The 20,291-nt window shown below is 56.5% G+C and carries 22 protein-coding genes; 16 read left to right on the top strand and 6 right to left on the bottom strand.

Annotated elements, in window-relative coordinates; all coding sequences use genetic code 11:
* Nucleotides 1-212: 212 nt before the first annotated feature.
* From V7730_RS07090 to V7730_RS22610, 3 genes are read left to right on the top strand one after another with little or no spacing between them, the layout of a single operon-like run.
* Nucleotides 213-1,187 carry a threonine ammonia-lyase gene (locus tag V7730_RS07090; RefSeq protein WP_335746900.1) on the top strand — a complete coding sequence of 325 codons (975 nt, stop codon included), beginning with the start codon at nucleotides 213-215 and terminating at the stop codon, nucleotides 1,185-1,187.
* Nucleotides 1,184-1,390, top strand: coding sequence for a RidA family protein (locus V7730_RS07085; protein WP_335746899.1), 207 nt, complete (start codon nucleotides 1,184-1,186; stop codon nucleotides 1,388-1,390). Before V7730_RS07090 ends, V7730_RS07085 begins: the two co-directional genes overlap by 4 nt.
* Nucleotides 1,359-1,463, top strand: coding sequence for a hypothetical protein (locus tag V7730_RS22610; RefSeq protein ID WP_443070193.1), 105 nt, complete (start codon nucleotides 1,359-1,361; stop codon nucleotides 1,461-1,463). Before V7730_RS07085 ends, V7730_RS22610 begins: the two co-directional genes overlap by 32 nt.
* Before the next feature lie 92 nt (nucleotides 1,464-1,555).
* Here the strand turns inward: V7730_RS22610 and argE are convergent, their stop codons facing one another.
* The gene (gene argE / locus V7730_RS07080; protein WP_335746898.1) at nucleotides 1,556-2,722 is read right to left on the bottom strand and encodes an acetylornithine deacetylase; all 1,167 of its coding nucleotides are present in this window, start codon (nucleotides 2,720-2,722) and stop codon (nucleotides 1,556-1,558) included.
* A 590-nt stretch (nucleotides 2,723-3,312) separates the two neighbouring features.
* Between argE and V7730_RS07075 the strand changes: the two genes are divergently transcribed.
* The 8 genes from V7730_RS07075 (at nucleotide 3,313) to V7730_RS07040 (ending at nucleotide 10,620) form a co-directional block, all read left to right on the top strand.
* A complete protein-coding gene (locus V7730_RS07075; RefSeq protein WP_335746897.1) occupies nucleotides 3,313-3,645 on the top strand; it encodes a helix-turn-helix domain-containing protein in 333 nt (110 codons plus the stop codon).
* 240 nt (nucleotides 3,646-3,885) lie between these two features.
* A complete protein-coding gene (locus tag V7730_RS07070; protein WP_335746896.1) occupies nucleotides 3,886-4,254 on the top strand; it encodes a hypothetical protein in 369 nt (122 codons plus the stop codon).
* A gap of 77 nt (nucleotides 4,255-4,331) precedes the next feature.
* A complete protein-coding gene (locus V7730_RS07065) occupies nucleotides 4,332-4,631 on the top strand; it encodes a hypothetical protein (protein ID WP_335746895.1) in 300 nt (99 codons plus the stop codon).
* A 153-nt stretch (nucleotides 4,632-4,784) separates the two neighbouring features.
* Nucleotides 4,785-5,573: a hypothetical protein gene (locus tag V7730_RS07060; protein WP_335746894.1), complete on the top strand. Its 789-nt coding sequence runs from the start codon at nucleotides 4,785-4,787 to the stop codon at nucleotides 5,571-5,573.
* Nucleotides 5,573-6,436 (top strand): helix-turn-helix domain-containing protein, encoded by an 864-nt coding sequence (locus V7730_RS07055; RefSeq protein WP_335746893.1) that lies wholly within the window; start codon nucleotides 5,573-5,575, stop codon nucleotides 6,434-6,436. The genes V7730_RS07060 and V7730_RS07055 overlap by 1 nt, the downstream gene beginning before the upstream one ends.
* Complete coding sequence (locus tag V7730_RS07050; protein ID WP_335746892.1) at nucleotides 6,415-7,797, top strand: Mu transposase C-terminal domain-containing protein; 1,383 nt, start codon at nucleotides 6,415-6,417, stop codon at nucleotides 7,795-7,797. The genes V7730_RS07055 and V7730_RS07050 overlap by 22 nt, the downstream gene beginning before the upstream one ends.
* 1 nt (nucleotide 7,798) lies before the next feature.
* Nucleotides 7,799-8,752 (top strand): TniB family NTP-binding protein, encoded by a 954-nt coding sequence (locus V7730_RS07045; RefSeq protein ID WP_335746891.1) that lies wholly within the window; start codon nucleotides 7,799-7,801, stop codon nucleotides 8,750-8,752.
* A gap of 26 nt (nucleotides 8,753-8,778) precedes the next feature.
* Nucleotides 8,779-10,620: a TniQ family protein gene (locus tag V7730_RS07040; protein WP_335746890.1), complete on the top strand. Its 1,842-nt coding sequence runs from the start codon at nucleotides 8,779-8,781 to the stop codon at nucleotides 10,618-10,620.
* Between the two features lie 755 nt (nucleotides 10,621-11,375).
* Here the strand turns inward: V7730_RS07040 and V7730_RS07035 are convergent.
* The 3 genes from V7730_RS07035 to V7730_RS07025 all read right to left on the bottom strand — a co-directional run bounded on the left by V7730_RS07035 (nucleotide 11,376) and on the right by V7730_RS07025 (nucleotide 14,214).
* On the bottom strand, nucleotides 11,376-12,221 hold the full coding sequence (locus tag V7730_RS07035) for a sterol desaturase family protein (RefSeq protein WP_335746889.1): 846 nt from the start codon (nucleotides 12,219-12,221) through the stop codon (nucleotides 11,376-11,378).
* A 45-nt stretch (nucleotides 12,222-12,266) separates the two neighbouring features.
* Complete coding sequence (locus tag V7730_RS07030; RefSeq protein ID WP_335746888.1) at nucleotides 12,267-13,676, bottom strand: multicopper oxidase family protein; 1,410 nt, start codon at nucleotides 13,674-13,676, stop codon at nucleotides 12,267-12,269.
* 166 nt (nucleotides 13,677-13,842) lie between these two features.
* Entirely contained in the window at nucleotides 13,843-14,214 is a 372-nt protein-coding gene (locus V7730_RS07025) for an SHOCT domain-containing protein (RefSeq protein ID WP_335746887.1), read from the bottom strand.
* Nucleotides 14,215-14,454: 240 nt separating this feature from the next.
* Between V7730_RS07025 and V7730_RS07020 the strand changes: the two genes are divergently transcribed.
* From V7730_RS07020 to V7730_RS07000, 5 genes are all read left to right on the top strand, one after another.
* Nucleotides 14,455-14,841, top strand: coding sequence for a DUF302 domain-containing protein (locus tag V7730_RS07020; protein ID WP_335746886.1), 387 nt, complete (start codon nucleotides 14,455-14,457; stop codon nucleotides 14,839-14,841).
* A 1-nt stretch (nucleotide 14,842) separates the two neighbouring features.
* Nucleotides 14,843-15,514, top strand: a complete 672-nt coding sequence (locus V7730_RS07015) for a TVP38/TMEM64 family protein (RefSeq protein WP_335746885.1) — start codon at nucleotides 14,843-14,845, stop codon at nucleotides 15,512-15,514.
* On the top strand, nucleotides 15,514-16,821 hold the full coding sequence (locus V7730_RS07010) for an APC family permease (protein WP_335746884.1): 1,308 nt from the start codon (nucleotides 15,514-15,516) through the stop codon (nucleotides 16,819-16,821). The genes V7730_RS07015 and V7730_RS07010 overlap by 1 nt, the downstream gene beginning before the upstream one ends.
* Nucleotides 16,822-16,887: 66 nt before the next feature.
* On the top strand, nucleotides 16,888-19,221 hold the full coding sequence (locus V7730_RS07005; RefSeq protein ID WP_335746883.1) for a heavy metal translocating P-type ATPase: 2,334 nt from the start codon (nucleotides 16,888-16,890) through the stop codon (nucleotides 19,219-19,221).
* Nucleotides 19,222-19,242: 21 nt separating this feature from the next.
* The gene (locus tag V7730_RS07000; RefSeq protein WP_335746882.1) at nucleotides 19,243-19,440 is read left to right on the top strand and encodes a heavy-metal-associated domain-containing protein; all 198 of its coding nucleotides are present in this window, start codon (nucleotides 19,243-19,245) and stop codon (nucleotides 19,438-19,440) included.
* 45 nt (nucleotides 19,441-19,485) lie between these two features.
* Here the strand turns inward: V7730_RS07000 and V7730_RS06995 are convergent, their stop codons facing one another.
* Entirely contained in the window at nucleotides 19,486-19,935 is a 450-nt protein-coding gene (locus V7730_RS06995; protein WP_335746881.1) for a DUF411 domain-containing protein, read from the bottom strand.
* A 41-nt stretch (nucleotides 19,936-19,976) separates the two neighbouring features.
* Nucleotides 19,977-20,183: a hypothetical protein gene (locus V7730_RS06990; protein WP_335746880.1), complete on the bottom strand. Its 207-nt coding sequence runs from the start codon at nucleotides 20,181-20,183 to the stop codon at nucleotides 19,977-19,979.
* Between the last annotated feature and the right edge of the window lie 108 nt (nucleotides 20,184-20,291).

Genomic DNA, 20,291 nt, shown 5'->3' with positions numbered 1-20,291 from the left:
CGTTCGACGCTTTGGGCTCACTGCCGACCTTCGCTGCACTTGCAAACGATATCAGCGTCAAACCGGAGGGCGAGCGGCGGCACTGCGGGACAAAGCTGACTTTACGTTTGCTATTATGAATGGCCGCTTTCAGCAATTTGTTCATGAATTTTCCATTGATACATAAGCTGACCCTTATATAAGTCACTAATTCTGACTTTATGAGGTTATCGATGACTGAGATTCTTTCAGAGAAAATTTCGAGAGCCAGAGCTGCTATAAGTGGCACTCTGATAGAGACACCGACGCTTAGGCTGACCTCGGACAGGTGGCGCGATGTCCTTCCCGACATTTCCAGCGGCGCAGTCAAACTGGAGCTTTTCCAGCAGGCAGGCTCCTTCAAGGCGCGTGGTGCCTATCTGGGTATCAGTGGTTTGTCCGCTGAAAGCCGGGACAAGGGTGTCGTTGCCGCGAGCGGCGGTAATCATGCGATGGCAGTTGCATGGGCCGCTCAAAAACTGGGCGTTTCCGCCAAGATCGCCATTCCGCAGGCCGCTGATCCAATCCGGATCGATGGTTGCCGTTCGACCGGTGCCGAGGTGATCTTGTGCAAAGATATCGTAGAGGCCTTCGCGGTCATGGAAGAAAGTGCGGCGCAGGAAGGACGCGTGATGATGCATCCCTTTGAGGGGGAGCACATGACGCTCGGCAGTGCGACTTGCGGTGCAGAATTTGTGGCGGCACATCCCGAAATCGACATGTTCATCATCCCAGTCGGCGGGGGAGGCATGATCAGCGGCATGTCGGCGGCGATTAAGCTGGCTCGACCCGATGCAACTGTCATCGGTGTCGAACCGTTTGGCGCCGATAGCATGTACCGCAGTTTTGCGGCTGGAAAGCCAGTGCGGCTGGACAAAATCGCGACCATTGCAGATAGCCTCGCGTCGCCCTTGGCAATGCCCTATTCCTTCAGCGTCACGCATCGCTATGCAGATGAAATCGTCCGGGTCGAGGACGACGAATTACTTCAGGCCATGAGGACGTACCAAGACATTCTGAAAATTACGGCAGAGCCAGCATGCGCAGCGTCGCTCGCTGCACTTATTGGACCCTTGAAAAACAGGGCAAAAGGTCGACATGTCGGCCTCATTGCATGCGGATCAAACATCAGCATGTCGCGCTATCAAGTTTTATTGAAGCAGAAATGATGAAGATCGGTCTAATGAATATGGAGGGCATTGTGCCAGCTCTAAGCACTTACAGTCAGGCCGTCATCCTTGATGATCTCACTCTCAACTCCGGCAACGTCGGGATTGTTTCCAAGGCAAGACTGGTATCAGTAGACGTGGCGGAGCAAACCGTCCGGGCATATTCAGAATATGAGGATCGTTCTGGAAGCAAGCGGCAGTAAGATTAGCGACATTGTGAAAACAACCGTTTTTCCGGTCGATATGAACGCCGCCTATGCGACTGCAATGGAGTGACATTCTCTCGCACGGTCCTGCATGCTGTCGCCGCTTTGCCACTGGGTGTGAAAATCAAGATCAAGATAATCGCACGCAAGTCAGTCTAACGATCACGCGCTCTGATGGGCGATAAGCCTTTCGATGAACCTGTCGCAGGCATCGAGCTGTTCGATGGCGATCCACTCATCAGGTTTGTGCGCCTGTTCGATGGATCCCGGTCCGCAGATGATCGTGGGAAGTCCGACCTTCTGATAGACCCCAGCTTCCGTGCCGTAGTTGACGGATTGGCCTGCATTCTGGCCCGTCAGACCAAGGCCGAGCCGAAGCGCGGTCGAGGCCGGGTTCGCCGCCAGCGGTGGCACGTCGAAAACCGTTTCAAAATCAACTGACGCCTCGGATGCACGGCTCTGCATCTCCACCTCCAACGTCCTCGCCATAGAACGAATGCGCTGGACGATTGCATCGGGATCTTGTCCCGGCGCGCACCGCAATGACCACATTACGCGACATTTATCCGATACGATGTTGTGCGCCGTGCCGCCACCAATTTGAGCAAGATTGAGCGTTGTCATCCGGTCACCTTCGGTCGCAGGAACTTCTTGAGAAAACTCTTCATTCAAGGCAACCAACTGCGCACCAAAACGGATCGCGTATTCGTTCGCGCTCAGCCCCAGCCAAGGCAGGCTAGAATGGGCGGACACACCGTTGAATGTCACATATTCGACGAATGCCCCCTTGTGCTGATCGACGACAGCCATTTCTGTAGGCTCTCCAACGATGACGGCTTCGATGCCAGAGGCTTGTTTAGCAATTTCTTCGGCTAGATACGGCGCACCTAGGCAACCCGTTTCCTCATCGTAGGTAAACGCGAGCCAGATGGGGCGCTCTAGTTCGGCCATCGCTAGTTTCGGCACTGATGCGATCATCGACGCAAGAAACCCCTTCATGTCACATGTGCCTCGGCCATAGATTCGACCGTCTCGCTCCGTCGCGGCAAAGGGAGGATACGACCATTTCTGATCTTGGACCGGGACGACATCGGTGTGACCGCTGAGAATTATACCGCCCGCCACGTCTGGCCCGAACCGAAAAGCTATGTTCTTTTGAGTCTCAACAGGACCTGACGCGACAATTTGGGCGACGCTTAGCTTTTTGCAATGGTTTGCAATATAGGCATTTATTTCATTTGTGCTCGAGCCCGATACCGTTTCAACGCGGACAAGCTCACGGAGAATAGCTTTAGTGTCCTGATACTCGCGCTTGCTGTTCTGCTGCATTTAACCAATCCAAGATCCAACTTGATTATACCGTAGATGGTAAATCTATTGAGAGAAAGCTGTCCTGAAACTCTGGGAGCTTTCTTTTTCTGCGCTATGACAAAAGCAGTCGTTCGTGCCCCGTGCAGCATTCGGCAAGGTGGGCTCACTGCCGACCTTCGCTGCAGATGCACCCCGACATAAATGGGTCGTGACCCTGAGCGTCTGCTTTCTTAGGACGCGCCCGTTTAGTTTGCAGGTGCAGCGAAAGTCGGCTGTCCGCCCTTAGTGCCAAAATGTGTATGCCGCAGCATCGATCTGTTTGGGTTCTTTGCCTCATTGCGCAGCTGGTCGATGCGCTCACCAGGATTGAGTTTTCCTTGGTCCATAAAAATAGATCTCCTTTGAGTGTGAGGAGAATCTTGGCCGAAGCCACAAAATGCGTAGCAGGTGAGACTAATTAATTCGTGCTCTGCGTTCCGATCAAAAATAACGCGAGTGTAGGATTTTTTCTTCGTCAATCGCAGACTTGGCCAACATTCATTTTGAATGACGCTCCCCGCTTGTATTCAAAGCATCAGGGAAGAACCCACCTGCATGAAAGGCAGAAAATGAGTAAAAAACCGATTTCGTTTCGCGAGCGGTTGAAACTTGCACGCCCCGACGTTGTCGCGCGTCAAGAACAGAACAGCCGCAAAAGCGCAATCGCGCTACAGCTACGCATGCTGCGGGATGCGAGAGGCATGACCCAAGCTGATGTCGCGCAGGCAACGGGCATGACCACACAGCGCATTGCACAGATAGAGTCATTGGTTGGCCCGATCCCAGATATCGAGGACCTGCAACTCTACGTCGATATCTGCGACGGCGACATAGATGTGGTGATTTCTTCAGACGATAACGATCAGCCTACTGATAAACCCGACAATTCCTTGCCGGAATAGGTTGTTGGATTTCCAATAACTTGAGCGAAAAACACTCAAAACATCTTATTATCTTCGGAAAGAGAGATAATTTACAGAATTCTAAAAATTTCTTCTTCGTCTTTCTCACATCTGGCCAACATTGATTACAACAGAAGCAAACGAGCGAAGGAAATCGAGAAAACCTGCGAAAGCCGTCGAAGCTACGGCACGACCCTCCAAACCAAAATCTTGACGTAACAATAATTTTGGAGGTGACCTATGAACTCGATAACCCCTTTCGACCTGCGCCATGCCGTATTGGCTCAGCGCAATCCTGTGCACGATTTTGTGGCGCAGAACTGGCCTGCGTTGCGTAATGCCGCCGCCCTACTCGGCGGACAGTGCGCGGCCCAGGAAGCTGATCGCCTTTTCGACGACCTGGCGACCCATGCGACGATCGGCATACATGCCCGCCGGCGTCTTGAGCGGATGATGCGCCGTCTCGAACTCGACGATGACAGCGTCAGCGAAGACGTCTTAATGAACGTAATCGATCCGTCTGATCCAATTGTCGACGAGCTTTGTCTGCTGGCGGATGGCTTGCGAAACTCATTGGAACAGGCCTGCATTAGCCCCATTTCCTCATAGCCGCCACGCGACCGCGCAACTGCGCGCAGTCGCCCGCTACCCCAACCCCCAATCCAAACCAAAAAGGAGAGTCAGCTATGACCCTTAATCCAAAACATGTGCAATTTTTCGTGGACGCAGATTTGCATAATCACTTGGCAGGCAACAACGAGACACTGACCGAGATCCTCACGGCGATCGGTGACCAAAAAACGATTGCTGCATTGTCAAATCTTCTGAACGGTACTGTGTGCTGTGCCCGATGTCATGCAAAGGATGTCAGGCTCGTCGTCGAGTGCCTTTGCGGAGCCTATGACGTACCGGGCGCAACCCGCCCGGACTTTGATGCTGCGGTCCGCTGGCAGGGCGCACGTCTATCAGATTTCCGTATTTTTTGAGGACTGAATTTGGCGCATTGAAATCATGTGATTTTTTCCGGGTGAACCTATCCGGAGAAAATCAGGTGATCCGCACGAACAGCACAATTTTCTCATTAGTCGAGCTTGGGAACCTTTCCGAGCTCGGCAGGAAACCAGAAAAAAGAGACTGTTATGAAAGACTTTCCAAAGAACCATGCACGCAGCGACGAAGCAGTGGATGAAACCGCAAACACTTCTGATCAGGAAAATGTAGCGCCAGCGCAGAGCGATGCACCCTCGGTGAGCACGCAAGAGACTGACCTTTTTGCAAATGCTACCAAACTTCCATCTGAATCCTCGGGTGCACGAAAAATCCTCAAATCATCCGCGGTTCGTGCAAGCGGCCAGATTGTGTTTGGGACCAATCCAGGCCGCTTGGTCCAGCTCGATAGTGAATTGGAATACAAGGTCGCCCTAATCTTGTCAGTCAAACCCGATCTTGCCGACTTGCGTGATCAAGTTTGCTTCAACTGGTTTGACGAGACAGGCAAATCACACAAACACTTCTTTGATTTTGTGACTACCAGCACAAGCGGTGAGAAGACGGCGGTGATGGTCAAAGAGGTCTCGCGTCTCAAAAGTGAACGATTGCAGCGCGAAATCAAAACGATTTCCGCGCAAGCTGTGCCAGATTTTGTTGATCGTGTGATTGTCGTAACGCAACGCGATATCAACCAGATTGATATCCACAATGCGAAGCTGCTGCACGAGGTTCGACATGCCGACCCCGACGCGGACCAAGCAGCCGAAGCGGTGACTTCCAGTTTGATCGGTGCGGCTGCCATAGCCGATCTGACTGCGGCCATAAATATGGGCAGCCGTGGCTTTCGTGCGCTCGTACGCCTCATCCGAAGCCGGTGCCTTGAGCTGCTTCATCACGAGATCCTGTCCTATGAAACTATGGTTCGGAGGGCTGTCTGATGCTGATCTATCGCCCAAGTGAAAAGCAATCCCGCCTTGCGTTCAGCGCGTGGGACGAGATTATCCTTGATGGAGTCGCGTTTCGGGTCGTTGACGAGACGGACAAAGGTTTCGTGCTCGTCCGTGTTGATGGAACCGGAGTTGCGCAATTTTTCGAGCATGCCACCTTGTCGCGCCGTGCAAACGCCGGGCAGCTGACGCATAATCGCGACAAATTCCAACCCGCTAATGCGGTCCAAGAAGCGCATGGCACTACAGATCTTCTGACGACCCTCTCAGATGAAGCGCAGTATGAAGTCAGGTTCCGTCTCGCGATGGTTGACGCAGCGAATGAACTGCATGCAGAGGGCACCCTGAAACGGGACGACAAGTCGATCAAGGCTAATATGCCGTCGATACGTGAGCGCGCTACCGAAATGCTGGAGTTGAATGCCAAAACGGAGGAAGAGCGGATTTCTCGTAGCGAAATGACGGCTGCTCGTGTCGGAGGGTCAACGCTGCGCAAGTGGCTCAAGAAATATGAAAATGGTGGCATCTACGCGCTCGCCGATAAACGCCACCTTCGAGGAAACAGAAAACGGAGGCTGTCACCGGAAGAACTGTTTATTCTGTCGCGAGAGGTTGCGAACTTCGTCAATCCCGAAAGGCCGACCAAGGAGATCATCTTTCAGAACGTGGATCGGGCTTTTCGGAAGGAAAATGATCGACGCAACGCTGAAGGGTTGACCCTTCTACAGGCGCCCTCCCGTGAAACGGTTCGCCAGGAAATAAAAAAATCGATCCGTTCTTGGCTATGTGCGGTCGAGAAGGACTCGCGAAAGCAAAGGCCAAGTTTGCTCCATTGCGCAGAGGGCTCGAACTAACACGTCCGCTCGAACGCGTTGAGATTGATGAATACGAATTAGATCTGAGCACATTTATGGCGACGTCAGGGATGCTTGAGTACTTTTCTGAGGACGCATTGAAGTCTCTTGGGTTAACCGGCGAAAAAAAACGGTGGTGGGTCTCAGCCGCAATTTGCTGCACCACGAAGTGCATTGTCGGTATGTGCATGACACGCAATCCTTCATCTCAAAGCGCTATTAAAACCATCGAGATGATGACCCGCGACAAAGGGCTTTGGTCTGATGCCGTAGGTGCTCTCTCGCCATGGAATCAATGTGGTACCGCAGCCCTTCTCGTGGCCGACAATGGCTCTGCATTTACTGCAACCCTAACAAAAGCGGTGATGAAGGATTTGAGGATGGCGTATATTAACCCACCAAAGGGGCCAAAAGAACTACGGGGCACAATCGAGCGTGTGTTCGGGACTATGGCGCAGGACCTGCTACCTCGGCTGACAGGACGAACGTTTTCCAATGTTGTGGAAAAAGGGGATTACGATGCCCAAGGCAGAACCGCGCTGACGGCAGAAGATGTTTGCGAGGCGTTGATCAGATGGGTGGTCGATATCTACCATCGGACCCCTCACAGAGGTCTGTCCGGTTCGACACCTCAGGAAACCTGGGATCAGCTTACAGAAAAATATGGCGTGGCCCCGCCACCTGATCTGCGTACACGGCGGCTGGTGTTTGGGACCAAAACCACGCGCACGGTGGGTAAGCACGGCATCCGCGTTCTCAACATCAACTATCACCACCCTTCGATCGCTGAATGGTTACTACACAACGAAAATCGTGAAGTGAAAATTCGTTGGTACCCGGATGATATCGGCGCTTGCGCGGTTGAGATTGACGGTGAGTGGATCGAGGTGCCCGCTGTTTTCAATCGCTTTCAGGGTGTTACCGCAACGACATGGCAAGCAACGCTGCGAAGTTTGCGCATGTCCTCCAAGCGATCACAAAAACTAAGTGAGCGCGTGATCGATGATGCGATTTCAGCAATTGAAGCGCTGAACTCAAACGCGATGGCCGCTCTGGGGATGCTGCAAGAAGACTGGTCCGATGAGCGTATTGAGCGTGAAGAGGCAGATTTGTTGGGTTTCTTCAAGGATGATTTCGATCTTGATGATCCATCGACTGAACTTGGTGGTCGCAAGGGTGGTTTTGGCACCGTCGTTTCTGAAACATCGGTTCCTGACGCGCATCGCGAAAATGAAAAAGAACCTTTTTCATTTTCTTCCGGCGTGGACCCGTTGGCTGAATTTCCTGCTCAGGACGCGCAGGGACCAGGGAATGAGCCCAAGCCTCGGCGCGACCAGAACATCAAGTTTTCGGAGAAATAACATGACCTATGAAAATCAAAACTTTGTCGTTCAAGATGCGGTTAAATCCCTGCGCGATATTTACGTCCAAAGTGAGCGTGATGCAGTCTTCCGTGAGTATCTGGACCGGCTGATCACGTTCAGTCCGGTTCCGGACGAAGCGGGCAAGCCCGTCACCTTTACGCGCACAGGGGAGACACGTGGTATCATTCTTATCGATGGTGCCGGTGGAGGGAAAACGTCACTGGTCGACAAGGCATTGCGCAGCCATCCCGCGCTTGAGGCCAGTTCCGGCGCTTTGCGGCCGTGGATTGGGGTAAGTGTTCCAAGCCCCGCCACGCTGAAAAGCCTTGGCCGCGCTATCTTGAGCCAAACCGGTTACCCGGAGCTTGCTGAACGCAAACCCGTATGGGACATTTGGACCCTCGTCAGAAATCGTCTCAAGGCCCTGGGGACCGCTGTGCTCTGGATCGATGAAGCGCACGATCTGTTCCACAGTGACGCAAGGCATGAGGTTAACAGAGTTCTCAGAATGCTGAAGTCGCTTATGCAGGGGGATGGCGCCGTTATCGTTGTGCTGAGCGGCGTCGAGGCACTGTGGGATATTGCTTCATACGATGATCAGGTTAAGCGGCGCTATGCCAAGCTTGAGCTGCCTCGCGTCACGCTGGCATCCCATGGTGACGACCTAACGTCGATCATCGACGGCTATTGCGACCGTGTTGGTTTGCAGTTTTCGATGACCGAAGATCTGCTGCCGCGTCTTATCCACGCAAGCCGTGGCCGCTTCGGGCGCTGCATTGAATTCACGGTCCACGCCATCGAGGTCGCGCTGTCACGAGGACATCAGGCACTGACGCCGGATCACTATGCCGAAGCCTGGGCAATGCAAGAGGGCTGTGCACCCGGCAAGAATGTGTTCCTCGCGCCGAAATGGTCACAGATCAATCTCACAGCTCGCAATCAGGCTGCTTGAACCACAAAATGAACAGGAGAATTCAGATGACACAATTATTTCCCCACTTCCGCTTCGATCCGACCGAGACACCCCAATCCTTTACTGCGCGGCTTGCCTATCAACACACTGGGGGCTCGTTGTTACCCTTTCTAAAAGACATCCGGATCAAGTCAGCGGAGTTGATGAGTGGTGAAGCCAAAGCTATCGAGGCGCTGGCTGAGGTTGCCGGAGAGCCCGTCACGACCATTTCGCATAACGCAGCCATTCGCGTTGCGAAGCGTGCCTATGATCTGCGGGGATCGCAGGTGTCGGCCGAATTCATGGCGCGTCCTGCGACGGTATTCTGCCCTGCCTGCCTCGCTGACGATGACGTGACCTATGGCGATCCAAGATTGCGTCGTGGCCGCTGGATCTGGACCTTGTCTGTTGTTCGCACCTGTCCCGAACATGGGTTGCCACTGATTGCACGGGCCAAGACGAATTGGTCTGACGAATTGCACATCATGACGGATCGGGTTCCCGAGCAAGGGCAAGAATTGAAGGATCTCGCCAGCAATCAATCGGTTCGTGCGGTGTCACCGCTCCAGTCTTACATCGTCGCGCGATTGTCGGGTGAACGCGGGTCGGCATGGCTTGACTCTCAAACGATTGAACAGGCGTGGCGCACGACTGAGATGCTTGGCATGGTCGTATTATTCGGGCCGGACAAGAGCCTTCAAACCGCAACACCGGACGAATGGGATGCCGCTGGTCGTACTGGCTTCGAATGCACGTCTAAAGGAGAGGCGGGGGTCTTGGAGGGGCTCGAGGAGATGTTTCGAGCACATCCGCGCACGGCGACAAATGTGGGTCCGCAGAAGGTATTCGGACGTCTTTTTAAATGGCTGGCATTCGGAAAGGGAACCAAAGACCCAGGCGACATCAAACGCATCATGCGCGCGTTCATCATTGGACATTTCGCACTTGGGTCTGGTCACAAGGTTTTTGGTGAAGCACTTGCGGAACGCCGCCTGCACACGGCCACCTCGCTTGCGTCTGAGGCGAACTTCGACAGTCGTACCCTCAGGAACCTGTTGGTTTCCCATGGCCTTGTTCCTTTGGACGAGGCTGAGAATCCAAATTTCGCATTTGACGCGGAACAGGGCAGGGCGCTTGCAGCGAAGGCACTGCGGACCGTTACTGTCATCAAACTGCCTGAGCTTTTGAATGCGTCACGACCCCAGGCAGACCAAATTGTCGACGAACGTATCATCTCACCGTTGGTCGACGACTATCTCGATGGTCCTGGCCGGACCCGCAAGGCGTTGAACAAGGCGGATATCACCTCGCTTTTGGAGCTTCTCGAAGACTGCGCGACCCCGGTGACTGCAATATCGGACGGGTTTGTTCCTATTGCAAAGGCAGCAGAGAAGTCGCGCCGCAATAACGGGGAGATCTTGCATTTAATGCTGGGTGGTTTCCTTAATCGAGTGGTTCGGCTCACTGGCGAAAAGGGTTTGAAGGCCATTTACGTTGACCCCGACGAGGTAAAGACTGTGTCCGTAAATGCTTTAACGGGGATGCGTCCGACGACCGCGTTCGGCAAACTGCAAATCCCAATCCCGTCCGGGTGGGCGTTGGCGCACGAGCATCCGGACGTATTGCGCTCCGTTCGTGTGCAGGGTCCAAACGGCAAACATTCATTCTTGCGGTTCATGCCCGAAGACGTTGAATGTTTCTTGCAGATGTTCACGACCACGGGCCGGATCGCTACGGGACGAGATATAGCGATTGGTATCGTTATCCGGGATTTAAAGCGGGCAAGGGTAAAACCCGTGTTCCTGCGAACAGAGTTCGGGATCGAGCTCTTTCGGACATCGGACATTCCGGAGCTTGTCCTAACTTAACATAATGGAGCCTACGCGATTTCAGTCTCGATTCAACTCAGGGTCATCCGAAAGGGTGGCCCTTTTTATATGCAAAAGGATCTGTTTCTGCCGGGTGATAATGGCCACGTTTTGGTTGTAAAATGGTCAATTCCATCGCCAAACCGGCCATAAACGCTAAGTTTTAAGTGCTTTTGAAGCCGTTAGTGGTCATTTATTGGTTGGCCCGACATGTTGTTGTCATGATGTTCGACATCGAAAGTCCGTCTTTACGACAAAAGACGGGTTTTCTGGTGAATTTTGCGGGTGATTGAATGCTGGTGATCGAAATAGCGTCATATCGGACTTTGCAGTCTGTAAGGCTATAGAACCAAAGAAGGCGGATCCTCAGGATCTGCCTTTTACTTTTTGTTGATATGTTCTCTCTTAATCGAGGTGTGGGACGTCGCGCACCTTTGACTCGATCGCTGGGGGGCTCTGAATACTATCAGGCGGCGGCGTCACGCAATACTGACCAAAATCGGACCTTCGGCACGGTCAGGGTCAAGGTCTGCTGTGCGGGACAAAGCGATATTTCGCTGCACTTGCACCAATGTCAGCTCTGGGATGGGACTTGTTATCGTTCGACCAAGCGTTCTTCCACTGGTGGGGACTCAACGACCGGCAAGTTTGTCGCACCGGACGGCGTTCAGGAAAGTCCACCGTGTCTGTCGTTCTGCTTTCCCGAAAACACTTTAGACAGTTGGCGGTCGGAACACGACGAGCGACAACTCCGATTAAGGCTTCTTTTGCGTCTCACGATTGATCGGATAGCCGCTTGCCGGGCCTTTGATCGGTTGAACCAACATCCGGTCAAGCCACAGGTCGCGCCCTGTCCGAAACTGCTCGATCCCGATCGTCATGCCTTCGTGCCCAGCTTTCGGCTGCGCCTTGTAGGTCCCGAGCAGTCTGTCCCACCAGGGGAGGTTGAAACCGAAATTGCTGTTCGTCTCCTCCGGTATGATCGAATGATGGACGCGGTGCATATCTGGCGTGACCACGATCAAGCGGAGGAAGCGGTCCACAAGCATTGGCAGCCGAATATTGGAGTGATTGAACATCGCAGTTGCGTTCAACAAAACCTCGAAGATTAGTACCGCAACGGCGGGTGGCCCCAATGCCACGACCACCGCCAACTTGATCCCCATCGACAGTAGGATTTCGACCGGATGAAAGCGCAGGCCCGTGGTGACATCAAACTCGAGGTCGGCGTGATGCATCCGATGCAGCCGCCACAACGCGGGCACAGCATGGAACATGACGTGCTGCAGATAAATGACCAGATCGAGGACGATGATCGAGACGAGAACCGCAACCCACTCCGGCGCTTCGATGATATTGAACAGTCCCCAGCCATGGTCTTGCGCAATCACGGCCAATCCGACCGCAAGGATCGGGAAACTCAATCGCAACACAATAGTATCGATCACCACGAGGCCCAGATTATTCGTCCAACGGATCACCCGGGGAATCTCCTGCCTTCGCCGGGGTGTCGCGAGTTCCCAAAGGGCCATCGCGACCAGAACACCAAGAAAAACGGCAAGGCGAAGTTGCGGTTCGGTGGCAAGAAGGGACTTTGTCATAGGCACTCTCGGAGCTTCTTTGTGGCGGTCCGCGCAGCGCGGGCGTCAGGTGACGGTGAATTGCCCCATCATGCCTGCATCTTCATGTTCAAGGATATGGCAATGGAACATGAACGGCGTGTCGCGGCTTGCGGGCTGATCGAACCGGGCGAGGATCTCAGCCTCGCCGGTCACAAGCACAGTGTCTTTCCAGCCGGTGTTTTCGGGCCGCGGGGGGCCGCCGTTCTCGGTGACCACCCGGAAGCGTACGCCATGGATGTGGAACGGATGCGCGACCATGGTGCTGCGGATTTGCCAGCGTTCTACCGACCCGAGGGAGACTTCAAAATCGATCCGGCCCATGTCGTAGGGGCGCCCGTTGATAGCAAAGCCACCGCCCCCCATCATCATACCGCCCATGCCCATATCAAGAGAGACCTGCCGCGTCGCGACCTTGGCCCCGGTTAGATCTTCGGGCGCACCATCCAACTGCTCTGGCAGGCGGGTGATCCGCGCGGGCAGCGCGTTGTCGGTGGCGAACTGCATGACACCGTAGGCTTGGTCAGGATCGCTCATCAGTACGGGCGTGCCACCATCCGAGAAATCGACAAGAACCTCGGCCCGTTCTCCGGGTGCAAGGCGCAGCACATCCAATGCGACGGGCGCTGGCAAGAAGCCACCATCTGTCGCCACCAGATGCATCGGGCGCGTATCGTCGAAAAACAATGCGTAGTTGCGCGCATTCGAGCCATTCAGCAGGCGCAGGCGGGCGAACCCCTCTGGCACGACCGCTGTGGCACCCGCCTGACCGTTGACCAGCATCCGGTTTCCGGCAAACCCGTGCATTATGTCCATCCTGGACGGGTCGTAGACCATGCGCCCGGCGGCATCGAACCGACGATCCTGCACAACAAGCGTCAGATCGTCGATGCCATATGCGGACGGCAGACCGCGCGCATCGTCCTGCCCGTCTGTCACATGGATAACCCCGGCCAGTCCGAAATAGACCTGTTCTGCGGTGCGTTCATGGATATGAGAGTGATACCAGACGGTTGCCGGATCCTGCGCAATTATCATTTCGGGTTGCCATGTGGCACCAGGTGCGATCGCAAGATGCGGGCTGCCGTCATGTTCACCGGGTACCAAAAGGCCGTGCCAATGCGCGCTAATGGGTTCATCAAGGTTATTCTGCACCTCGGCCGCCAGATCGCCGTTCTGCATGATGATGGTCGGCCCCAAATAACCCTGATTAAACCCTGCGGTCGGTGTCGCGGGCCCGCCTGAAAAGCTGCTGCTGCCTGACGTTGCTGTCAGCGATAACCGGCCAGTCGGACGCGTGTCCAGAAGCGGCGGCATCGCAAGGCGCATCAAAGCCGGTTGGCCTTGCGCGAATGCACGCTGGCCGAACATTGGTGACACAACACCCGCAGTCATGATCGCTGCGGAGGTTGAGGTCAGGAATTGGCGTCTTTTCATGCTGATCTTTCAAGGCTTGGTTGGAAGCGTTGCCATAGCAAGCCACTTCTGTAGTTAAGGCGTATGATCCGGCGCTTCATAAGGCAACAGCAGGCTGAAGCCCCGCGCGCCAATGACAGGAATCGCCACGGTGTCGCGAGGCTTGAACCAACACGAAGAAAGCGGGTTAGTCAGCCAGCAGCTTCTTGCGCTCGGCAAACTCGGTTGAGTCGATTTCACCTTTGGCATAACGTTCTTTCAGCAGCGCCAAGGCACGGTCATGCGCGTCGTGACTGCTGGTGGCAGGTCCAGCCGCACCAAACAGGCGCAAAAGATATATGATCGCAGCGACGATCCCGACGACAATCAGGATCATGAATATTGGCCCAAGGACCATACCGAAGCCTCCCCACTGGTTGCTGCCCCACATCATGTCATGTCCATGATTGTACTGGCCAAAACGCTCTGGGATTTCTCCGACCTGTGCCATGGCAGCGGTGGCGGTCGTGTAGAGTATGCCCGCGGCCGTCGGGGCAATCGCCCTATTCTTGAATTCCATTCTGCGACTCCTTTTGCACGGCATCAACGCTAGCCGCCTATTGCGTGTGTCAGTGTAGGATGGAAACGGGGCAAAGGCCTTGATCTGCATCAAGGCGGCAGGACTGAGATACGATAGCCTGCTGCACAGAGACTCAGGCGCGAACTGTTTACCGTCGCATCTGATTTGGGCGCGCAAAGCCGATTTCAGTGGTGCCTCGCCTACTCATCGCCCTTCACCCGCAAAATAAGGATGTTTTTAGTGAGCTACACAATAAACCGCATTTTCGAAGGCGCCACACTTGACGACATCGATGCCCGCACCCGAGCGGCCCTTGCGGACACCGGCTTCGGTGTCCTGACTGAGATTGACGTCAAGGCGACGATGAAAAAGAAGCTCGACATCGAAATGCCAGCCTATCGCATCTTGGGTGCCTGCAATCCGAAGATGGCGCATCAGGCGATCGGGATCGAGCCACGGGTCGGCGCGATGCTGCCCTGTAACGTCATCCTGCGCGAGGTCGAGGGCGGTGTCGAGGTCAGCGCCATCGATCCGGTGGCGTCGATGCAGGCGATAGAAAATGCTGAGCTGACGGTCGTTGCGGGAGAGGTCCGCGACCTTCTGGCGAAGGCCGTCGAGGCGATCTGATATGAGCCTGCGCGCCGCCATCCTCGCGGCGCTGGCGATCCTGGGGATCGCCCTGCTCGGCATGTGGCAGTTCGCGCCATCGGTGTTCGCAGAGGCGCGCGGGCTGATGGACGGTGATCGTCTCGAGGCGCTGGTCGCGCGCGCTGGCCTCTGGGGGCCTGTCGTGATCGTCACGCTGATGACCGTTGCGGTCGTGGCCAGCCCCATCCCGAGCGCGCCCATCGCGCTGGCCGCCGGGGCCGCCTACGGACATCTCTGGGGCACGGTGCAGGTCGTGATCGGCGCAGAGCTTGGGGCGCTGATCGCATTCGGTCTGGCACGCATTCTGGGGCATGATGTCTTGCGACGGGTGTTCGGGACCTCGGTCGATGCCGGTCTGCTCGGCTCTCAGACCGCGTTGACGGCAACTGTCTTTGCCAGCCGCCTGATGCCCTTCGTGTCCTTCGACATGATCAGCTACGCGGCGGGGCTCAGCCGACTGCACGCCTGGTGCTTCGCGCTTGCGACGCTGGCGGGCATCGTTCCGGCGAGCTTCCTGCTCGCCCATTTCGGTGGCGAGGCGGTCAGTGGAGATCTCGGGCGGGCGACTTGGGCGGTGCTTGGTCTCGGCCTGGTCACCGGATTGCCGCTGCTCTGGATCGCGACTCGACGCAAAACCCAAAAGGAACTCTGATGGCGGACGCCTACAAGAAAAACAGCATCACCTTACCCGGCGCAGTGGCCATGGGCACCGGCGTGATGATCGGCGCCGGTATCTTTGCGTTGACCGGCCAGATCGCAGAGCTTGCAGGGCCGCTCTTTCCGCTCTCGTTCGTCGTCGGTGCCATCTTGACCGCGTTCAGCGCCTACTCCTACATCAAGATGTCGAACGCCTATCCGTCTGCGGGCGGAATCGCGATGATCCTGGAGAAAGCCTACGGGCCGACGACAGTCGCGGCCGGTGCCTCGCTCCTTATGGCGCTGTCGATGGTCATCAACGAAAGTCTCGTCGCCCGCACCTTCGGCAGCTACACGCTCCGGGCGTTCGGCGGCGATGCTGACAGCATTCTTGTTCCGGCCCTGGGCGTCGGGTTGATCGTCTTCGCCTATCTCGTGAATGCCTCGGGCACCCGCTCAGTCGGGCTGGTTTCCATCGTCATGGCCGTGCTGAAGGTGGGCGGCATCGCGCTGTTTGGCGTTTCTGCGCTTTGGGCCAGCGGTCTGTCGTTTGAGGCGACGGGTGGAGATGCGGGCACCACCGGCTTCGTGGCATCGGTCGCGCTGTCGATCCTTGCTTTCAAGGGCTTCACCACGATCACCAACAGCGGCGCAGAGGTCACCGACCCGCACCACAACGTCGGCCGGGCCATCGTCTTGTCCATCGCGATCTGCGTGGTCGTCTATCTGCTTGTCGCCTTCGCGGTCGGCTCCAGCCTGCCGCTTGACCGCATCGTGGCAGCCAAGGACTACGCGCTTGCGGAAGCGGCCCAGCCAGCTCTCGGACAAACTGGCTTCTATCTGACGGTCGCGCTGGCGCTGGTCGCCACTGCGTCGGGTCTGATCGCCAGCGTGTTCGCAGTCTCGCGGATGCTGGCGATGCTGACCGATATGAAGATGATCCCCCACAATCATTTTGGAATGCCGGGCACGATCAAGGACCATACGCTCGTCTACACTGTCGTGATCGCGGGCTTCCTGACGGTCTTCTTCGACCTCGGCCGGATCGCCTCGCTTGGCGCCTTCTTCTACCTGGTGATGGACATGATCATCCAATTGGGCGTGTTGCGGCATCTGCGTGCGGAGATCGGCGCGCAGGGCTGGGTGCTGCTGACGGCCATCGCGCTCGACGCTGTGGTGCTGGCCGCCTTCGCTGCAATGAAGTGGCAGTCCGACCCGCTGATCGTCGTGATCGGCATCGTCGGCATGGCGCTGGTGTTCCTGTTTGTGCGCGTTTTCCTCGCGCGCAATCCCGCCAGAGAAGGCGCTCACGATGACCATTGAGAAATGGCTTGATCTTCCAACCACTGGAAGCCTTAGGCTGAGAAACAACTGAAAGGCTGGCACCTCATGGACCACGATCACCCTCACACGGCACCCGAAATCCCGGCGGGAGCCGACACGGCAAAGGACCCGGTCTGCGGGATGACAGTTGCGGTCAAACCCGACGGGCGACACGCGGAGTTTGAGGGCGAGACCTTCCATTTCTGCTCCGAGAAATGCCAGACGAAGTTCAAGGCCGACCCGTGGCACTACGCGTCGGGCCGCGGCGCGGGCAAGAAGAAGGCCGCGCCCGCCGACGTCCAGTACACCTGCCCGATGCACCCCGAGATCATCCGCGACGCGCCCGGAGCCTGCCCCATCTGCGGCATGGCGCTGGAGCCAATGCTGCCCTCGGACGAGCCCAGCGAGGAGCTGACCGACTTCACCCGCCGGATGTGGATTTCTGCAGCGGCGGCGGTGCCGCTCATCATCCTGACCATGGGCGGGCTGGTCGGTCTGCCGGTGCGCGACTGGATCGGGAATCAGATGGCCAGCTATCTGGAATTCGTGCTGGCGACGCCCATCGTGCTTTGGGCGGCATGGCCGTTCTTCAAACGCGGCTGGGATTCGCTCGTGAACCGCTCGCCCAATATGTGGACACTGATCAGCCTTGGCGTGTCGGCCGCCTACCTCTATTCGATCTTCGCAACCTTCCTGCCAGGCCTTTTCCCTGAACAGTATCGGATGGGCCATGGCGTTGGCACATACTTCGAGGCGTCCGTCGTAATCGTGGCGCTGGTCTTTGTTGGCCAAGTGCTTGAACTGCGCGCGCGCGAACGCACAGGCGATGCGATCCGCGCGTTGCTGGACCTCGCGCCAAAGACCGCGCGGCGCATCCTGCCGGACGGCAATGAGTACGATGCACCGCTGGAAAATATCATGGAAGGCGACCGGCTGCGCGTACGCCCCGGCGATGCGGTCCCGGTGGACGGAACGGTGATCGAGGGGCGGTCGTCTCTGGACGAAAGCATGCTGACCGGCGAGTCGATGCCCGTCGAAAAAGGCCCCGGCGATGATGTGACCGGGGCCACGATCAACAAGAACGGCTCTCTGGTGATCGAAGCGGGCAAGGTTGGCGCTGATACCGTGCTGGCGCAGATCGTAACCATGGTGTCGAACGCACGGCGATCCCGTGCCCCGATCCAGGGGTTGGCGGACCAGGTCTCGGCCATATTCGTGCCGACGGTGGTCGGCGTTGCGATCTTTGCCTTCGCCCTTTGGATAATCTTCGGGCCGGAACCGGCGCTGGTCTTCGCCATCGCCTCGGCCGTCTCGGTGCTGATCATTGCCTGCCCCTGTGCGCTGGGACTGGCGACGCCGATCTCGATCACCACGGCGGCGGGACGCGGGGCGCAGGCGGGCGTACTGATCAAGGATGCCGAGGCGCTGGAACGCATGGCAAGCGTCGATACGCTGATCGTCGACAAGACTGGCACGCTGACCATGGGCAAGCCGACGCTGACCGACACGGTGGCGCTGGAGGATATAGCCGAAGCAGACCTGCTGTCACTGGCCGCGGCACTTGAACGCGGCTCCGAGCATCCTCTGGCCGAAGCTATCATGGAGGGGGCCGAGGCCGAGGGTGCCGTCTTGCAAGAGGCCACCGACTTTGAGGCGGTCACCGGCAAGGGGGTGCGCGGACAGATCGGTGGACGCGCAGTCGCCCTTGGCAACACGGCGATGATGCAGGAAATGGGGCTGGACACGAGCGCGGCCGAGGCACAGGCCGATGCGCTTCGCGCTGAGGGCAAGACTGCGATGTTCATCGCGGTCGACGGGGCGCTGGTGGGGATCGTTGCCGTGGCCGACCCGATCAAGGATAGCACTGCTCAGGCGATCAAGGAACTCCACGCCCAGGGGCTGCGCGTCATCATGGCGACGGGCGACAACGAACGCACAGCAAAGGCTGTGGCGGAAAGGCTGAGCATCGATGAGGTCCGCGCAGGTGTTCTACCGGAAGACAAGAAAAAGCTGATCGACCAGTTGCGCAAGGATGGCCACAAGATTGCTATGGCAGGTGATGGGGTGAACGACGCCCCCGCGCTGGCCGCTGCGGATGTTGGCATTGCCATGGGCACCGGTGCTGACGTGGCGATGGAAAGCGCAGGCATCACCCTGCTTGGCGGCGACCTGATGGGGATCGTGCGTGCGCGCAAGCTGGCACGTGCCACTTTGCGCAACATCAAACAAAACCTGTTCTTCGCCTTCGCCTACAACAGCCTTGGCGTCCCTATCGCTGCCGGACTGCTCTACCCTGTGACCGGCCTGCTGCTATCGCCAATGATCGCGGCGGCGGCAATGAGTCTGTCCTCCGTCTCGGTCATCTCGAATGCATTGCGTCTGAGACGTGTTGACCTCTAAATGGTTGGAAAGGAGAAACGCATGACGACATTACACATTCCCGATATGAGCTGCGGCCACTGCAAGGCGACGGTAGAAAAGGCTATCACTATCCTCGACCCCGAAGCCCATATCCATTTCGACATGGAAGCGAGACAGATCGCGCTGGATAGCGCCTTATCAATTGAAAAAGTGCAGGCTGCCCTTGCCGAGGCAGGCTACCCAGCCACCTCAGTCTGAGGCTTTCACCTGACCAATATCAGAAGCGGCCTGCCCTGATTTGATCTAGGTATGGCTTGAAAACACGACAGTGCTGCCATCGCGCAGAACAAGCAGCGTTTCGAATGCATCGCGCCGATCACCCATTTCCATACCCGGCGACCCGATAGGCATGCCCGGCACGGTCAGGCCAATGGTGTCGTGGCGCTCCGCCAGAAGCCGTTGAATATCCGCCGCCGGAACATGGCCTTCGATGACATAGCCTTCAATCAACCCGGTGTGACACGAACTTAGCTCTGCGGTGATACCTGCGCGGTCTTTGGCCGCCCATAACACATCTTGCGGCACATCCTGCACATCGACGACAAAACCTGCGTTTTCGATATGCGCTATCCAAGCCCTACAACATCCACAGGTTGGCGACTTAAGCACCTGCATCTGGGCTGTTGCAGCACGCGCTGGGGCGGCCAGAACGGCAGCGCTAAAAGCCGTGAATAAGAACTCTCTGCGTTTCATTTGACTACTCCTCAGATTATTTGTCTTCAGGTGTTCGGTATCTACGATGCCATGACCACAGCAGTTTGATCCAGCGTTTCAGGCGCGCTCAATGTGGTGATATCTACCACACCTTTTAAGATAGCGCCAAACAGCACCACCTCTAGACGGACGGACTGTCGCAGCTTCAACGCAGCATCGTTTTCACCACGCAGCAAGACCGGTGTAAAGCGCAGTTTATTCCATGCAGCAAACAGCGCGAGTTTCACAGAATAGACAATGCAGTCATTCGTGGCATTGCAGAATACCTGCAACTATGGGGGGCGGTCTCAACTGATCGACGCAACACATGCATTGAAACGCTCTGCGGGAGTTTC

Origin of the sequence: Sulfitobacter sp. (assembly GCF_036961165.1) — a bacterium.
GTDB lineage: Bacteria > Pseudomonadota > Alphaproteobacteria > Rhodobacterales > Rhodobacteraceae > Sulfitobacter.
Note: the sequence above shows the minus strand (reverse complement) of the source record. Positions and strands in the feature narration are given on the sequence as shown.

Coding starts and splice junctions, on each gene's coding strand:
- V7730_RS07090 (WP_335746900.1), top strand. CDS start 213: ATGACTGAGATTCTTTCAGAGAAAATTTCGAGAGCCAGAGCTGCTATA.
- V7730_RS07085 (WP_335746899.1), top strand. CDS start 1,184: ATGATGAAGATCGGTCTAATGAATATGGAGGGCATTGTGCCAGCTCTA.
- V7730_RS22610 (WP_443070193.1), top strand. CDS start 1,359: ATGAGGATCGTTCTGGAAGCAAGCGGCAGTAAGATTAGCGACATTGTG.
- argE (WP_335746898.1), bottom strand. CDS start 2,722: ATGCAGCAGAACAGCAAGCGCGAGTATCAGGACACTAAAGCTATTCTC.
- V7730_RS07075 (WP_335746897.1), top strand. CDS start 3,313: ATGAGTAAAAAACCGATTTCGTTTCGCGAGCGGTTGAAACTTGCACGC.
- V7730_RS07070 (WP_335746896.1), top strand. CDS start 3,886: ATGAACTCGATAACCCCTTTCGACCTGCGCCATGCCGTATTGGCTCAG.
- V7730_RS07065 (WP_335746895.1), top strand. CDS start 4,332: ATGACCCTTAATCCAAAACATGTGCAATTTTTCGTGGACGCAGATTTG.
- V7730_RS07060 (WP_335746894.1), top strand. CDS start 4,785: ATGAAAGACTTTCCAAAGAACCATGCACGCAGCGACGAAGCAGTGGAT.
- V7730_RS07055 (WP_335746893.1), top strand. CDS start 5,573: ATGCTGATCTATCGCCCAAGTGAAAAGCAATCCCGCCTTGCGTTCAGC.
- V7730_RS07045 (WP_335746891.1), top strand. CDS start 7,799: ATGACCTATGAAAATCAAAACTTTGTCGTTCAAGATGCGGTTAAATCC.
- V7730_RS07040 (WP_335746890.1), top strand. CDS start 8,779: ATGACACAATTATTTCCCCACTTCCGCTTCGATCCGACCGAGACACCC.
- V7730_RS07035 (WP_335746889.1), bottom strand. CDS start 12,221: ATGACAAAGTCCCTTCTTGCCACCGAACCGCAACTTCGCCTTGCCGTT.
- V7730_RS07030 (WP_335746888.1), bottom strand. CDS start 13,676: ATGAAAAGACGCCAATTCCTGACCTCAACCTCCGCAGCGATCATGACT.
- V7730_RS07025 (WP_335746887.1), bottom strand. CDS start 14,214: ATGGAATTCAAGAATAGGGCGATTGCCCCGACGGCCGCGGGCATACTC.
- V7730_RS07015 (WP_335746885.1), top strand. CDS start 14,843: ATGAGCCTGCGCGCCGCCATCCTCGCGGCGCTGGCGATCCTGGGGATC.
- V7730_RS07010 (WP_335746884.1), top strand. CDS start 15,514: ATGGCGGACGCCTACAAGAAAAACAGCATCACCTTACCCGGCGCAGTG.
- V7730_RS07005 (WP_335746883.1), top strand. CDS start 16,888: ATGGACCACGATCACCCTCACACGGCACCCGAAATCCCGGCGGGAGCC.
- V7730_RS07000 (WP_335746882.1), top strand. CDS start 19,243: ATGACGACATTACACATTCCCGATATGAGCTGCGGCCACTGCAAGGCG.
- V7730_RS06995 (WP_335746881.1), bottom strand. CDS start 19,935: ATGAAACGCAGAGAGTTCTTATTCACGGCTTTTAGCGCTGCCGTTCTG.